This is a genomic window from Flavobacterium sp., assembly GCF_031381455.1.
Lineage (GTDB): Bacteria > Bacteroidota > Bacteroidia > Flavobacteriales > Flavobacteriaceae > Flavobacterium.
In genome coordinates this window covers 1-15,326 of the sequence record NZ_JANMXZ010000025.1, presented here as the reverse complement: position 1 = coordinate 15,326, position 15,326 = coordinate 1, and the positions used below count along the sequence as shown (strand labels likewise).

13 protein-coding genes and 1 tRNA gene are annotated in these 15,326 nt (G+C 32.2%); 10 read left to right on the top strand and 4 right to left on the bottom strand.

The window, feature by feature from the left end; genetic code table 11:
• From RMN97_RS06590 to RMN97_RS06575, 4 genes are all read right to left on the bottom strand, one after another.
• On the bottom strand, window positions 1-1,668 hold the full coding sequence (locus RMN97_RS06590; protein ID WP_309613728.1) for an ATP-binding cassette domain-containing protein: 1,668 nt from the start codon (window positions 1,666-1,668) through the stop codon (window positions 1-3).
• Window positions 1,669-1,670: 2 nt separating this feature from the next.
• Window positions 1,671-2,345, bottom strand: a complete 675-nt coding sequence (locus RMN97_RS06585; RefSeq protein ID WP_309613727.1) for a TetR/AcrR family transcriptional regulator — start codon at window positions 2,343-2,345, stop codon at window positions 1,671-1,673.
• Between the two features lie 125 nt (window positions 2,346-2,470).
• Window positions 2,471-3,988, bottom strand: a complete 1,518-nt coding sequence (gene gpmI / locus RMN97_RS06580; RefSeq protein WP_309613726.1) for a 2,3-bisphosphoglycerate-independent phosphoglycerate mutase — start codon at window positions 3,986-3,988, stop codon at window positions 2,471-2,473.
• Between the two features lie 103 nt (window positions 3,989-4,091).
• Window positions 4,092-6,539: a DUF5916 domain-containing protein gene (locus RMN97_RS06575; RefSeq protein ID WP_309613725.1), complete on the bottom strand. Its 2,448-nt coding sequence runs from the start codon at window positions 6,537-6,539 to the stop codon at window positions 4,092-4,094.
• 191 nt (window positions 6,540-6,730) lie between these two features.
• Here RMN97_RS06575 and RMN97_RS06570 point away from each other — a divergent pair, with 191 nt between their 5' ends.
• The 10 genes from RMN97_RS06570 (at window position 6,731) to RMN97_RS06525 (ending at window position 15,313) form a co-directional block, all read left to right on the top strand.
• Window positions 6,731-7,438 (top strand): murein L,D-transpeptidase catalytic domain family protein, encoded by a 708-nt coding sequence (locus tag RMN97_RS06570; protein ID WP_309613724.1) that lies wholly within the window; start codon window positions 6,731-6,733, stop codon window positions 7,436-7,438.
• Between the two features lie 144 nt (window positions 7,439-7,582).
• Window positions 7,583-7,655: transfer RNA gene (locus RMN97_RS06565), tRNA-Gly, on the top strand.
• Between the two features lie 148 nt (window positions 7,656-7,803).
• A complete protein-coding gene (locus RMN97_RS06560) occupies window positions 7,804-9,003 on the top strand; it encodes a site-specific integrase (RefSeq protein WP_309613723.1) in 1,200 nt (399 codons plus the stop codon).
• Window positions 9,004-9,159: 156 nt separating this feature from the next.
• Window positions 9,160-10,107: a hypothetical protein gene (locus tag RMN97_RS06555; protein ID WP_309613722.1), complete on the top strand. Its 948-nt coding sequence runs from the start codon at window positions 9,160-9,162 to the stop codon at window positions 10,105-10,107.
• Between the two features lie 310 nt (window positions 10,108-10,417).
• A complete protein-coding gene (locus tag RMN97_RS06550) occupies window positions 10,418-10,693 on the top strand; it encodes a hypothetical protein (RefSeq protein ID WP_309613721.1) in 276 nt (91 codons plus the stop codon).
• 145 nt (window positions 10,694-10,838) lie between these two features.
• The gene (locus RMN97_RS06545) at window positions 10,839-11,114 is read left to right on the top strand and encodes a hypothetical protein (RefSeq protein WP_309613720.1); all 276 of its coding nucleotides are present in this window, start codon (window positions 10,839-10,841) and stop codon (window positions 11,112-11,114) included.
• 219 nt (window positions 11,115-11,333) lie between these two features.
• Complete coding sequence (locus RMN97_RS06540) at window positions 11,334-12,599, top strand: hypothetical protein (RefSeq protein WP_309613719.1); 1,266 nt, start codon at window positions 11,334-11,336, stop codon at window positions 12,597-12,599.
• Window positions 12,600-12,937: 338 nt separating this feature from the next.
• A complete protein-coding gene (locus RMN97_RS06535; protein ID WP_309613718.1) occupies window positions 12,938-13,666 on the top strand; it encodes a DUF6088 family protein in 729 nt (242 codons plus the stop codon).
• Entirely contained in the window at window positions 13,666-14,649 is a 984-nt protein-coding gene (locus tag RMN97_RS06530; RefSeq protein ID WP_309613717.1) for a nucleotidyl transferase AbiEii/AbiGii toxin family protein, read from the top strand. Before RMN97_RS06535 ends, RMN97_RS06530 begins: the two co-directional genes overlap by 1 nt.
• Window positions 14,650-14,863: 214 nt before the next feature.
• On the top strand, window positions 14,864-15,313 hold the full coding sequence (locus RMN97_RS06525) for a DUF4007 family protein (protein ID WP_309613716.1): 450 nt from the start codon (window positions 14,864-14,866) through the stop codon (window positions 15,311-15,313).
• The last annotated feature ends 13 nt before the right edge of the window (window positions 15,314-15,326 follow it).

Sequence of the window (15,326 nt, the reverse complement as noted above, 5' to 3'; positions counted from 1 at the left end):
TTAAATAGTTTTAGTGTCGTTACTAATTTTCCCTTCTTGCATAGTTATTTTACGAGTGCATTTTTCTATCCAATACGGATTTTTTGAGGATACAATTAAAGTCCATTTATTTTCACTCGATGTTAAAAAGTCAATGATTTCTTTAGCAACATTAGCATCCATTCGGTCTAAAGCATCTTCATAAAAAAGAATTTTTGGTTTATTCACAATGCTCCTTGCTAAAAGAATTTTTTGAGCATTGGATGAGGATAGTTGTTTTCCTTCAGGAAAAATTTTGGTATCCAAACCTTTTGGTAATGATTTTATAAAGGAACCTAATTTAACACTTTCAATCGCCCATTTTATATCTTCTTGAGTAATAGCAGGATTATTAAAAGTTATATTCTCTAAAACGGTTCCTTCAAATGGCGTTTCTCCGTTAATAATTGTTGCAATTTGGGAACGATATTGTTGCAAATCTATTTTTCTATACGTATCATCATTAATAAAAAATACTCCCGAAGTAGGCTGGATTAGTCCTGATAATATTCTGATTAATGTAGTTTTTCCGGAGCCATTATCACCTTCTAAGAGTATTTTTTCAGAGTTTTCAATTTTAAAACTAATTTTATTTAACACATAATCTGTTGATTCTGGAAACTTATAATTAATATTTTCAGCCTCTAATGAAATATTATTATAACATATTTCATTAGTTATGGTTTGATAAGGTTCTGTTTCTAAATCGGTTATTTGCCCTATTTTTTCAACTGCGGTTAAAACATCATATAATGTTTCTAAACCAACCACAATTTTCTCGACAGAGTTTATTACTAATAAAATAATAATTTCCGCAGCGACAAATTGACCAATATTCATTTTTTGATTCAGTACTAAATAGCCACCAATAAAAAGCAATCCAGCAGTAATAATGACTTTGAAAATTATCAATTGCAAGTACTGTCTTTTTATAATGTTAAAGTGTCTTTCTCTGTAGTCTAAATACTGAGAAACTAAGTTGTTATTTTTATTTAAAGCAAATTCAAAATTTGTTTGTTTTCTAAAGCTGAAATTATTACGCGCCATTTCTTGAAGCCAACTCACCACTTTATACTTATATTTTGATTCTTTTAAACTAGTTGAAAGTCCAGAATTATATGAAAATTTAAAAATAATATACAATAAAAACAACAGTATTAATCCAAAGAAAATAAAAAACGGATGATAAAGAGAAAGTAAAATAATCCCGAAAACTATTTGAAGTAATGCTGTAGAAAAATCGATTAATAATTTTGAAGCTCCTTTCTGAATGGTTATGGTATCAAAAAAACGATTGGCCAATTCCGGTGGATATTGATTATATAATTCATCGAACTTTATTTTTGGTAAACGATAGCCAAATTCAAAAGAGGAACGAACAAATATTTTTTGTTGTAAATTCTCCGTTATTCTAAGCTGCATGATAGATAAAATGCCAACCAAAGCAACTCCAATAATTACAATTATGACTAAAACAATCCAGGAAACACTTACTCTTCCTGATTGTATTAAATTGATAATGGCTTGAATGCCTAATGGCAAGGACAAACTTACTAATCCAGCAAAAATGGCATAAAAGAACACTTGTGAAATATCTCTTTTATCTAGTCGTAGTAAACTAATTAAACGTTGTAAAGGAGTAAACTTCATAGTTATGATTTTAAAGTTTGGAAAACTAAATTTATATAAAACGCTGTCGGAGATACATCGTCATTACAATTGGTAATGGTTTTCAAATGATCCTTCAAAAAATGTTGATGCAGTGCACCTTCAACAATTGAAGAAGCTAAACTTTTGGCAAACATATAGTCAGGATTCACTTCCTCAATAATAGTTATAATTCTATTGATTACTCTTTTGTATACCAAAAAGAAGCCTTCTTTATTTTCTTCATCAACTTCTTTGGTTAGTAATGTTTTTGTAAATTGAACGATGATGATTCGGTTTAAAATTGCTTCATTGATGTGAAGTGTTGTGTTGTCATCTTCAATTTTTTCGGTGACGATAGTTAGGGCTCTTTTTAGTTTTTCCATCGGGTCATTGATATTTGATGTTGATAATACCAAACGATATTCCATCCAACCCCAATACCAGGAAGATAAATACACCAAAAGCTTATGCTTGCTCTCAAAGTAGCGGTAAATCGAACTTTCGTTGGAGCCTATTCTATCTCCTAATTTTTTAAAAGTAAAATCTTCAAAGCCTATTTCATCAATCAAAATGATACTTTCTTGTATAATTTTTTTACCTAAAGTTGAGCTCTCTGGATCTTTTACATAAATTTTTTCGTTAACTTGTATTTTTATGTTGGATAGCACAGTGTCCATAATGATAATATTTTTTGCAAATATAATAGTAATACTATCAATATTGAAATTTTAACTTTTATTTATAAAAAAAAGAAACCCAAACTAATGAATTTCTTTTTTTATAAAATGTAAATAAAACAGGTTTACAATAGGGATTTACCAGTCATTACCGCCGGTTTTTCAATTCCCATCAAAGCTAAAATAGTAGGAGCAATGTCTCCTAAAATTCCATCGTGGATTGTTTTAAGTTCAGGGTCTACCAAAATTATTGGAACCGGATTGGTTGTGTGTGCGGTATTCGGACTTCCATCAGGATTAATCATCGTTTCGCAGTTTCCGTGGTCGGCAATTACGATAGTAGTATATCCGTTCTCAAGTGCAGCCGTAATTACTTTTTCGACACATTTGTCAACGGCTTCGCAGGCTTTAATTGCTGCTGACATAATACCGGTATGACCAACCATATCGCCATTGGCAAAATTAAGACAGACAAAATCAACTTCTTTTTTCTGTAATTCAGGCACCAAGGCATCCGCAAGCTCGAACGCACTCATTTCGGGTTGTAAATCATAAGTGGCCACTTTTGGTGAGTTGCGGAGGATTCGGGTTTCCCCTTCAAATGGATGTTCACGACCGCCGGAAAAGAAAAATGTCACGTGCGGATATTTCTCCGTTTCCGCAATACGGATTTGGTTTTTATTGTTTTTTTCCAAAACTTCACCTAAGGTTTCCGTAATGTTATCCTTGTCAAAAACACGATAAATGTTGTTGAACGTATCGTCATAATTGGTCATCGTCACATAATACAAATTCATTTTATGCATGTTTTGTTCCGGATGGTCTTTTTGCGAAAGCACTTCGGTCAACTGGCGACCACGATCGGTTCTGAAATTAAAGAAAATAACAACATCGCCTTCTTTGATGGTGGCTAAAGGTTTGTTATGTTCATCTACCATAACGGTTGGCGGAATAAACTCGTCGGTAATATTGTTAGCATAATTTTCTTTTAAAGAAGCTACAGCATCCGTTACATGTTGACCAATTCCGTTAACCAATAAATCATAGGCAAGTTTTACTCTTTCCCAGCGTTTATCACGATCCATCGCATAATAACGTCCAATTACAGAAGCCAATTTTACAGAACTGTTTTCAATATGATCCAGTATATCGCCGATAAAACCAGTTCCTGATTTTGGGTCAACATCGCGACCATCGGTAAAAGCATGGATGAATACGTTCTTTAAGTCTTCGTCTTTTGCAGCATCAATAAGCCCTTTTAGATGATTGATGTGGGAATGAACGCCGCCATCAGAAACCAATCCAAGAAAATGTACCGGTTTGTCGAATTCTTTTGCATAAGCGAAAGCATCGGCAATTACTTTTTCTTTGTTGAACGTTTTATTTTCTACGGCAAGATTGATTTTGGCTAAATCCTGGTAAATAATCCTTCCGGCACCAAGATTCATGTGACCCACTTCGCTGTTTCCCATTTGTCCTTCGGGCAAACCAACATTCAAACCATCGGTTCTAAGTTGTGCGCTTGGATATTTTTGGTACAGACTATTTATAAAAGGAACATTGGCATTGTCGATGGCAGAGACTTTTGGATCCGGAGATTTTCCCCAACCGTCCAATATCATTAGAATTACTTTTTTGTTCATGGCGTAGTATTTTTTATTTAGCTTCGCTCCGTTCGCTTCGCTCGGGTTCATATAGTTCGGCATATCGGCCTCGGGTAACAAAGATAATTCTAAAAAGTCAGTTTTAGAAATGTATTCTTTCCTTCGGTTTTGTAAATGATTTCGAAAACTTGGAGTTTTTTATTGAATTGTAATCTATAAAATAGCGAACACTGATTGAAAAGACATGACTCAAGTTTTGATTGTCAATAGCATCTCTAAAATTACTTCCGAATTGGCGGCTGTATTCCCGACTAAATAAAGAAGAACTGTTTCGATACAAAACAGAAACTTGACTTCCTGGAGCAAACCACCAGGAATAAGATAAATCTAGGTTCCAAGTATTGAGATTGGAGTTCTTGTTAGTGTTATAAATTAAATTATCAGTAAGAGTGCCATCATCTTGTAAGGTCAAATAGTCGTGATTTACCGCGTAAGACCAATAATGACGAACTGTTAAGTTAAGGTTCATATTGCTATTGAGTGAATATTTTCCTTGAAGTGTATTAATGTAGGTAATTCTGTCCCTTCTTGCAAAAATAGTGTTGCCGTTTTCATCAAAGTCAACCCAACCTATATTTCTGTTTTGCCTTGAAAATTTAAAAGAGTAAATCAAAGATATGTGATCACTGAAACGATATCTTGGGCTTATTAATGCGCCATAATTTATTCGGTCTTTTTCGTTTAAGAAAGTTATGGTTGGATTAAAATCTAAAGCAAATTTCCGAATAAAATTAGAAGAAAAGTAAAACCAACTCTCAATATTTTCAGGATATATTACAAATTTTGTTTGATCAAAAGAACGGGGTTCATAGAAATCGTAAATTTTAAATGGCCTTGAATTAAAGCCTAATGCAAAATAATCATTTTTTATACTATATGTGTTTAAACCTATATTTAAGTAATTATTTTGGGTTTTACCTGTAGCATTGTCAAAATCTGAAGAAGCATTCAAACTCAATTTAAAAGTGTTAAACGTTTTGGTTGGTTTTAAAATTCGGTAACTTACATTTCCATAAAATGAATGATAGTGGGTTTGAAAATTAATTCCTAAATCATTATTGTCGTAGTCCTTGGACACATAAGTACCACCAATGCCATATCGATACTTACCCTTTGTTTTATTGAATTCGATAAATGTTTTGAAACCATTGGTATCATCAACATCATTAATCTGACTGTATTGAAAATTACCTTGTGCCTGAAATGAATTAGTTTTAGTGTTTAAATCCCACGCCACGGCAGTAACATTAGCATCTCTAAAATGGCCGTTTCGGGTAACGTTTGTATTTGTCAAAGAAACAGTAGAGTTTTTATTAAATCGTTGATCAAGTACAAAAACATTATAATTTGTTACCGGAGCTAAAGTTTCTAATCGGGTTTGATTGGTGTCAGTATTTTTGACTTCAACTCTTGTTTGCTCAGTAACAGCATTCAAAACGCCAATTCCTAAACCTCCTTTAGTTCTTCCCGAAACTTTCAAGGCATTGATTAATTTTATAGTATTTGGATAAACATCTATAGTCTCGTTGTCTGCTAATGCAATTGATGGGCTCTCACCGATTCTTCGCGTGTAAAGCAAGTCGCCTTTATTAAACAAGTCGGTTCCTTCTGTAAAGAAAGGCCTGTTTTCAGCAAATTGCTGTTCAAATGCACTAAGGTTTAATTCTACATTGTCGAATTTGGTTTGTCCAAAATCTGGAATTAAAATGGCATCAAGAGTAAATGCATCATTGATTCCGTACTTAATATCCAATCCGCCTTTTAGTTCTCCATACGTTTTTTGATTCTTGTCTGCATGTAAATAATAAGAAGAAAAAGGAATTAGAAACAATCGGGTTGGCGTTTTTATATTTTCGATGCCTTCTAGAATTCCAGCCTGATTGCTTTCTGAACTTATCTCATTTCGAATCAAGTTCCAGTTATACTGCTGATTATCACGTCTAATTTCTCTATAAAAATTCAAACCCCATGTTTGTTTCTTTGCTGTCGAAAAACGTAAAGCGGCATAAGGTATTCTCATTTCAACAACCCAACCATAATTGGTAAGCTGTGTTTTGCTTTCCCAAATGGCATTCCAAGAAACATCTTCACCATTTGCTTCAGTATAAAAGACATCTATCTGAACACCGACAGCACTGACAAAAAAGCGAAACTCTTGTTGTCCATCATTGTATCCGTTGAGTTGTACTCCAAAATGATCTGCAGTTGCAAATTTATCTCTTTCGGTTAATTCTCTTGAAATTTCAGTGGGTTGATCATCATACATCGTTGCCGCTATATAAATGGCTTCATTGGTGTAAACAACTTTTACGTCTGTTTTTTTTTCAGGCGGAATGGGTACACCGTTATAGGGAGCATACATAACAAAATCGGTAGCGGTTTGAGCAGATTTCCATGCTTTCTCATCAAACTTGCCGTCAATTGAGATTTTTTCGTCGGTAAATTGTGTTAGAAGTGTCTTTTTTTGACCAAACATCTTGCTTGCAAAAAGCAAAATTATGCAGAAGAAATAGCATGAATACTTGGGCATTGGTGGTGTGGTTAGTCGAACAAAAGTAAATAATTAATTCAGAATTGCAACTTTTGAAATTAATAAAATCATTCAGCAATAACGAGTTAGTCCCTTAAGTTTAGCTTAATAAAAGTTAAAATATTTTTATGTTTCAAAATTTGGTTTATGTTTGCGAAACCAAGTCTAAATCTTTAACCTAAATATTATCAATGAATTATAAATGTTTCTCCCTGTTTTTTGTTGTTTTGTTGATGTCTTTTACAAATCTTCCAAGCAAATCAAATTCCAAAAAAATTAGCGTTAAAACAGAAACTACTGCTGTTTTAGAAAATGTATTTATTTACAATCAATTAGATGCAAACTCTTGTGTATTGCCTAGTTTTGATTGTTTTAATTTAGCATTGGATGGATTTCATTTGCTAAAAGAAAAAGGACTTATTCAAAAAAACATCTTAACCTTAGTTGATTTCAGTTTGTCTTCAAATTCGAAACGTCTATGGGTAATCGATTTAGATAAAAAAATCATATTGTTCCAAACTTTAGTAGCTCATGGAAGAAATACAGGGCAGGAATTTGCTCAAGTTTTTTCTAACCAAGCAGAATCTTTTAAAAGTAGTGTCGGATTTTATGCCACTGGTGAAATTTATGATGGTAAGCACGGAATGTCTTTAAAATTAGACGGACTTGAAAGAGGATTAAACGATAAAGCAAGAGAAAGAGCTGTTGTAATGCACGGTGCAGATTATGTTTCGGAATCTTTTATAAAACAAAACAAGAGATTAGGAAGAAGCCAAGGCTGCCCAGCACTTCCAGTTGAAATGAATGCCAAAATTATCAATGTGATAAAAAATAAATCGTGTTTGTTTATTTATCACCCTTCTGCAACTCACGAAATAATGTCGAGATTGGCTTCTTAAATTTTTGTAGTTAAGAAAGTGTTTCACAACATTTTCATTACAAATGACTTACAGTAGTAAATTCTTTGGTTTAAATAAGTCACCATTTTTTTTAAAAAAAAGTTGCATCGAAAGAATGTTATTCTATATATTTGCAGTCGCATTGCGGAAGTAGCTCAGTTGGTAGAGCTCCAGCCTTCCAAGCTGGTTGTCGCGAGTTCGAGCCTCGTCTTCCGCTCTCTTTTAAAGCCCTGATTTTCAGGGCTTTTTTATTGAATTTAACTGAAATCTTGATTTTTAAGCTAATTTTTTTTTCATCGAAAGCATTAAAATAGGTACAAAATAGGTACAAAATAATATCTTTGTTTACTTATTTTTTACTCATTATGACGATAGAATTCAAATTAAACACCTCAAACAAGGAATCAAAAAAAGGTTTCGCATTAATTATTTATGTTTATTTAAACAAAATACAAAAAATTCCCACTGCATACCATTGCAAAATTGATGATTGGGATGATGTATTAAAAGAACCCAAGCGCACGCATCCATTGTATTTTGATTTATTGGAATACGTTTTAAAAACGAAAATCAAAATTAATACTATTTTAGGGAAGCCTCAAAATTACGTTTCAATTAATCAAATTGAAAGTTTTCTAGCAAATGATAATCCTGAATCGTTTTTAAATTTTCTAAAAGATTATTGCGATGAGTTAAAAGCAAACGATAGAAAAACTTGGGTAAATTACAATGATGCTTATAACGTTATGAAAAAGTATCAAAGTGAAGTATATTTTTCAGAGATAAATTATAATTTTCTAACAAAGTTTAGAGATTTTAAATTAAAAAATGGCTGTAAAGCGGGAGGTGTACATTATTATCTGAGAACGATTAGAGCAACTTATAACGAAGCTATAAAGCGAGGAGCTTATAAGCCTGAAAGTTTTGTAAGCCCATTTAAAGGAATTATGCCTAAAGTTGGTAAAACAGAGGACAAACATTTTCTGTTATCAGAAATGAAAGTTTTATTTTCAAATCTGCCTCCGAAGATTAAAGGAATTCGTCCAGACTATGACTATCATTACCATAATTATTTCTTATTATGTTTTTATCTTGGAGGAATTGATTTTGTTGATTTGGCAAATTTGAGATATGATTTGCACGTAAAAAATGGGCGAGTAAAATTTACCCGTTTTAAAGGAGGTACAACTGAGTTTATTGATAATGTTATTATTCCGGAGGCGTTGGCAATTTTAGAGAAGTACAAAGACAATTCGCCTTATTTGATAAACATTCATAAGTATCAATACATTTCTCTACGCAATAATTTTACTAAAAGGTTTTCTAAATTTATTTATAGCATAAATGACGAAAACAAAAAACCATTAATTGAAAGTTACTTTACTTCAAAAACTGCAAGATATACATTTGTCAATCTCGGGAAACAACTCGAATTAAACAGGGATATAATTATGGAACTTACGGGACACAGTAGGGGTGATGTACATTCAATTTATGAAGGCTCTTATTCTTATGATGCCAAAGATGCTGTCCATCGAAAGATTATAGATGCGGTTTTAAATTAACAAGAATATTAATCGTAGAAATTTAGTTTTTGTTAAATTAAATATATTTTTCCGTTATATATTTGCTGCACATTAAGGAGCAAAAATGAGTTAGTTTATGAAAAAACCCTTTTATAAGGGTTTTTTTTTCGATAAAATGTGAGGGAAATTCAATAAATGCAACGCCAAAACAAACATAAACCAAACCAACATTATTTGAACCCTAACAAACCCCCTATAAAGTCAGTTCCCTTTGCGGAACTCATTGCAGTAACTTTAGCACAGTCCACAAATACAAATTTAGATTTAATCATTGAAGAGCAAATTACCTTAGATAACTATTGCGATACTTTAATTGATAAACTTCTAAAGCTTCCTCAATCCCGATTTTCCAATTTTATTAATCATCAATTAGAACAAATGAAATCGCCTTTAAATTGGCTAGATAGTTTCGATTTGTTAATTGCTGAGAATGAAAAATTATTTACTCAGAGTGGAGCATTGTTTAAATATAACAAACTATTTAATCTCATTGAAAAGAAAAGAGATTCATTACAAGTTGCCGTTGTAAAGCCTTGCAAAATAAGTACACCAAAAAGATTCGTTAATGCCGATACAGAAGATAGGTATTTCTCTTTTCACGAAGCTAAATTGCATATTGAAACACTTTCCAGTTTCAATAACAAAATTATTTATTTAACGGAAGAGATATTTGAATACAAGCAAGCAGATATTATTTCAAAAAATAATAAATTATTGGATTATGATTTTCAATGTAACCAGTTAATTGAAAAACTCCAAACAATACGCAAGATGAAAACCGATTTTGAGAAAGAGGTAACACAAAATAGTGCCCGATATTATTCAAATGAGAGTAAACCCCAACCACTTCAAATAAATGGTGCTATAAATATATTAACCAATGTATTTAAACAGATGATGACGAGTGTTAAACCAAATGGCAAACCTTATCTTGGCTACAAGATAAAAGAGATAACAGAATTTATCTGTGAAAATTTTATTGATGAAAACGGTCAGCCACTTTCGCAGTCAACTATTCAAACCTATCTTTCTCCCAATCGAACTGATAAAGACCCTAATTTGGATAACATCATTAAGATATAATTCAATTTTAACTTCCTTTAGATTTAAGACTTGACAAGATGCGGAGTCCGATAAGACCTAATAAGACTTATCGGACTTTGTAGTTTTTTAATCGTTTAATAACCTTTTTTTGGCGTTTTCAAATATTATCACTGATTTTAAGACACAGCCAAAAGCAATTTAAATAAGGTCTGATTATTTAGAAAGCATCATTTTCAACATTCCCTTTATTTCTAGTAGTTCCCGAAGTTTTTAGTCTTATCAGACTAAAAAGTACTTATCGGACTTTCTACTATTTCTTGTATTTGCACCATAATCTAAAAGCTATGCTATGCAAACAATTCAAATTCCTGATGGTCATCAAGTAGTAATCCTTTCAAATGATCTGTTGGCGGTTCTAAACGGACTTACCGATTGGCATACTATTAACGAACCTACTATTAGACAGGTTGCCAATTACATAGGTATTTCAGTGGAAAAAATAAAAAAAGACCTAAAAAGCCAACATTGTCTTTTAAGAATTGCCAAAAAAGGAAGCAAAGGACGAGGGAATGAAACAGTTTTTATAAAAAGTACTGTAGAGCTTTATAAAAACAATAGAATATAAAAGCCATTCTCTTTTCATTGCAATTCCATTGCAATTGAATAGAAAAATCATTGCAAAATAAAAATACATACACGGCAATAAGCTGTTGAGCCTTGAAGCAATGGCGTAAAAATGCGCCATTGTCAAAGGTTAAAAGAAAATCCCTATGATAACAAATCCGCATCAAAGACTTGATAACAAAGTCTTTTCTATGGCATCTACACTTTTTGGCTTTGGGGAGAACCCATTCAAAGAAGTATCAAATACTCCAACTGAAAGACCATTGCAATTATCGGGCAGAATCATTGCAATTTATCCCGCTATCATTGAAGAGGCATTTTCCAGTACTATGGATAATTACCGAAAGTATATTGCCAGTTACAATTTCAAAACACAGGCGGAAAATGAGTTGATTCAAGCGCACAATAATTCAGTAAAGTAATTTTGCAAAACGACTGTACTCAATGATATTCAAACAGAATATAAAAGACTGTTTTTACTTCATAACGCAAAGAATAACAATCCAAGAGACTACAACGAAGCTGTAACCCAGTTTTGCAATGATTATGGGCTTATTGTAGAGAAAAAGAAAATACAAACGGTCAAATATGCTACTGAAGTAGTATTTCAAAATCTGTTGCATTTGTATAACTCCCAACTGATGAAACGCAATGAAAAGTTTATCAAAGGTGGCATAACATCAAAGCGACCAATTGAAGAGTTTAAAATCAATTCCTTTCTAGTTACCCAGTTAAAGCGAAACGAGGTTAGTAGTATTGCCATTTGCTCTAAAACGGTTCGCAATCACAGAAAACGTTTAGAAGAGGCAGGAGTATTTGTTGAGTACCATTTTGCAGGTAGAAACAGACCTATTGAAGTACATATCAATCCCGAAATCCTTGTGATTTTGGATGTATATACCTCGAAATTGAAAAGTTCTGAAACCAAAGAACTTAGACTTACATATTGGAATGTTTTACCTGATAACAATGAAAGTACAAGAACATTTATAAATGAATATAAAAAGAAAGAGAATGTTGAAAACAATTCTCAGGATATAAGGAGTTCGAGCAAAGCTCTCACGCCTTCTCATTTGTTTTTTACAGGAACACATACCAGCAAAGAAGCTATTCAAACTAAGGGGGCGGGCGGCGAACCACAAACCAATGAACAAACGCTCTCGGATAAACTGCAAGAGTTAATTCTGCACCCGCAGGAATTAGCCGAGAATCTAGCCAATGGGGACTATCACAATTATAAACCTATCGATATACGCTATTTGTACAAAGAAGCTTTCAGCGGTACGCTAACCAGTGAAGAGTTTAGGGAACTGGCAATACAGGATTTTTTCAAATCCATATCGAAAATTTACAAATCCTCCACACCATTTGCAGGAAGCTATAAAAAAGCAATCAATCTGTATTATCAAAACAAGTGGATTGCCTTTACAGGAAACAGTTTTAACAAAAGTGTGTTGGTAGATGAAATCAGTCAGATGCGTTGGCGTACCGAATGGGCTAGAAAATGGTTTATCAAGAATGAGTTTACGCCATTATTTCCATACAATTATTTTGACATGACCAGAAAAACTTCAAAAGAAGTAGGTTTTGAATATACCAAAGCCAAGTGGAACGAACATTTAGTTGCCATTGCCAAGTATGATGCCCTAAAGAAGAAACAGCAAAGTAACGCCACCAAAAGAACGCAGACTATCAACCACTCCAAAAAGTGTGAAACTGCATTAACACGCTTCTTTAAAAACAAGCTGACCTATTCTCAATTATTCGATTATGTAGAGCAGAATTTACCAAAGCAGTACCTAGAAAAATTACCTGATTTAATACTTAAAAAATCATTGAAAGCTAATGAGAAAACCATTGCAATCAATTGCAATGATGCTGTAAAGGGCAATTGGTTTGAATTTTAAAGTATAAAATTTAAAGAAGAAGAGTTAAACGAATAACAGGTATGTGCAAATTTTGCCCATACCACTCAACACATTGCAATAAAAGAAAATCATTGAAAGGTAACGAGAAAACCATTGCGATAGATTGTAATGATGTTATGAAGTATAGTTTACTTGAATTATAAATCGTTTATATGTAGCACTACATTTTAAAGTTCTATGGTTAGGTTTAAAGAATTAGAAGATTGTAGTAATGATTGTTTAGATGCTCATATTGATGGATATGTTAATGATGTGTCAGGTAAAAGATGGAATAAACTTGACATATTAAATATATTTATATATCTTTGTTGCTGATTATGAAAGTAACAGATAAAATACTTGCTAAGATAAATCGAATAGATACAGGAGATGTATTCGGATATGATGCACTTGGAGTAACTTCTGATGAAGTACTAGCTGCTTCAAAAGCACTTAGTAGATTAGTTGATAAAGGAGTTATTAAAAGAGCTAGAAAAGGTTATTACTATAAACCTAAAGTTTCTGTATTTGGTGAACAAAAACCTAGAGAAGATGCTTTGCTTTATCTTTATTTGTTTGATAAGAATAAGCAAGTTGCTTATGTTACAGGAACTAGATTATATAATAGATTAGGTTTGACAACACAAGTTCCTAATTCTATTAGAATTGCTTCTTTAGACAAACAAGTTAAAGGAAAAGTTGGCAATACGATTGTTAAGCCAGCTAAGAGTTATGTTAAGGTTACTAATGACAATATCAAATATTTAGAAATTTTAGATGTTATCAAAGATTTGAATTCAATACCCGATTTAAAAAAGAACGATGGAATTGTTTTTTTGAAAAATATATTGAGGGGTTTTGATACTTTACAAATAAAAAAACTGGTTACTTTTGGAGCAGCTTATCCTCCAAAAGTTAGAGCTTTACTGGGTGCTTTGTTGGAAGAACTTAAAATTAATTTTAGTACTTATGATGTATTAAAAAGGTCAATGAACCCGTCAAGTAGTTTTGAATATGGTATTAATTCACAATTGCTCCCTACAGTTAATTCTTGGAATATTACATAATGAATTTACATATAAACAACAATGATTTTGAAGGGGCAATAGTTGCAACTTCTGAATACTTTAAAATCCCTGAAATTTTTATTGAAAAAGATTATTGGGTTACTTATGCTTTACATCAATTGTTTCATTCTGATGTTAAGGATTTGATTGTTTTTAAAGGAGGTACTTCCTTATCAAAGTGCTATAAAGTAATAGAACGATTTTCAGAAGATATTGATTTGGTTGTTGTAAAAAGCAATGAAGACACAGGTAATGACTTGAAAAGAAAGCTAAAAGCGGTTACTGATGTAATTGATAAATCTATCCTTGAAGTTGTTCCAAATGACCCGAATAGTAAGAAGATGGGAAGTTTGCGGAAAATAGTTTATTCCTATCCGAAAGTTGGTGTTAAAGGAAATTATGGGCAGGTTAGAGAAAATATTTCTTTGGAAGTTTCCCATCTCGGTAATTTTGAGCCAAATGCAACTAAACCAATTTGTTCATTGATTGCTGAATATATTAAAACCACTTCAAATACAGGCTTAATTAAACAGTTTGGATTAGAAGATTTTGAAGTCAAGACTTTGTCAATAGAACGTACATTTTGTGAAAAAATAATCAGTTTAGTTAGGTTCTCTTATTCTGAAAATCCTATAGAGGATTTATCCGCAAAAGTTCGACATACTTATGATTTACATCAGTTATTACAACTTGAAACCGTACAAAAATTTGTAAATTCTACAGAATTTGATTCTATGCTACTACAAGTTGGAAAAGATGATGACAAAGCGATTCCGAATGACAAAGACTGGTTATATATCCATCCAAAAGAAGCGCTGCTTTTTAAAGATACTGCTAAAGTTTGGGACGAGTTAAAAAAAACTTACACAACTTCTTTTAAAGAATTAGTTACTGGTACTCTTCCTGATGAAAGTGAAATATTAAAGTCGTTACTATTTCTTTCTAAAAGAATTGAGGGAATAGGATGGGATATTAAAAGGTAATAATACTTTTAGAATTACTAGTTTGAAAGAGTGATTTTTTTGCCTTAATAACTAGTACCTTTTCAACAATTACTTAATAAAATTATATAAATCTCAAACATTCAGCCACTTCACGTTTCGATACGTTTGTTGATAAAGTAAAACCGATTGAGTGCGCTAATTTGATTAATTTTGCGTTATTTTATAAGTTAAATACATCTTAAATTTATTGCTGATGCAGAAGAATATAAACACCATAAATAAACTAACTTTTTCAGGACACGACACTTTTCATTGTAGGCATTTGTGGTTAAAAAAAGGGTATGATTTTATTAAAAAAGGAAGAAAATTTACAGATGAAGATGCAGTAGTTGAATTAGGCGTAGGTAAAAATATGGTCTCAAGTATTAGTTTCTGGATGAGAGCGTTTGGGATAATTGACAAGGATGGCATATTAACTGATTTTGCAGATTATATTTTAGACGATAATGGGAAAGACCCTTATATCGAAGATGAAGCAACTCTTTGGTTACTTCATTATCAATTAATAACACAGAATATTGCTTCCACTTATAGTTTGATTTTCAATGAGTTTAGAAGAGAAAAAATAGAATTTATACATCCCCATTTGTCAAACAATATCAGATGTCTAACAATTCCTCAGCATGAGCCATTGCGAATATAAAATAGTAACAGAC

What these genes read in the sequence shown, in the direction of transcription:
- RMN97_RS06540 (WP_309613719.1), top strand. Translation starts at nt 11,334, where the DNA reads ATGAAACGCAATGAAAAGTTTATCAAAGGTGGCATAACATCAAAGCGA.
- RMN97_RS06585 (WP_309613727.1), bottom strand. Translation starts at nt 2,345, where the DNA reads ATGGACACTGTGCTATCCAACATAAAAATACAAGTTAACGAAAAAATT.
- RMN97_RS06550 (WP_309613721.1), top strand. Translation starts at nt 10,418, where the DNA reads ATGCAAACAATTCAAATTCCTGATGGTCATCAAGTAGTAATCCTTTCA.
- RMN97_RS06570 (WP_309613724.1), top strand. Translation starts at nt 6,731, where the DNA reads ATGAATTATAAATGTTTCTCCCTGTTTTTTGTTGTTTTGTTGATGTCT.
- RMN97_RS06545 (WP_309613720.1), top strand. Translation starts at nt 10,839, where the DNA reads ATGATAACAAATCCGCATCAAAGACTTGATAACAAAGTCTTTTCTATG.
- RMN97_RS06590 (WP_309613728.1), bottom strand. Translation starts at nt 1,668, where the DNA reads ATGAAGTTTACTCCTTTACAACGTTTAATTAGTTTACTACGACTAGAT.
- RMN97_RS06525 (WP_309613716.1), top strand. Translation starts at nt 14,864, where the DNA reads ATGCAGAAGAATATAAACACCATAAATAAACTAACTTTTTCAGGACAC.
- RMN97_RS06560 (WP_309613723.1), top strand. Translation starts at nt 7,804, where the DNA reads ATGACGATAGAATTCAAATTAAACACCTCAAACAAGGAATCAAAAAAA.
- RMN97_RS06555 (WP_309613722.1), top strand. Translation starts at nt 9,160, where the DNA reads ATGCAACGCCAAAACAAACATAAACCAAACCAACATTATTTGAACCCT.
- RMN97_RS06530 (WP_309613717.1), top strand. Translation starts at nt 13,666, where the DNA reads ATGAATTTACATATAAACAACAATGATTTTGAAGGGGCAATAGTTGCA.
- RMN97_RS06575 (WP_309613725.1), bottom strand. Translation starts at nt 6,539, where the DNA reads ATGCCCAAGTATTCATGCTATTTCTTCTGCATAATTTTGCTTTTTGCA.
- RMN97_RS06535 (WP_309613718.1), top strand. Translation starts at nt 12,938, where the DNA reads ATGAAAGTAACAGATAAAATACTTGCTAAGATAAATCGAATAGATACA.
- gpmI (WP_309613726.1), bottom strand. Translation starts at nt 3,988, where the DNA reads ATGAACAAAAAAGTAATTCTAATGATATTGGACGGTTGGGGAAAATCT.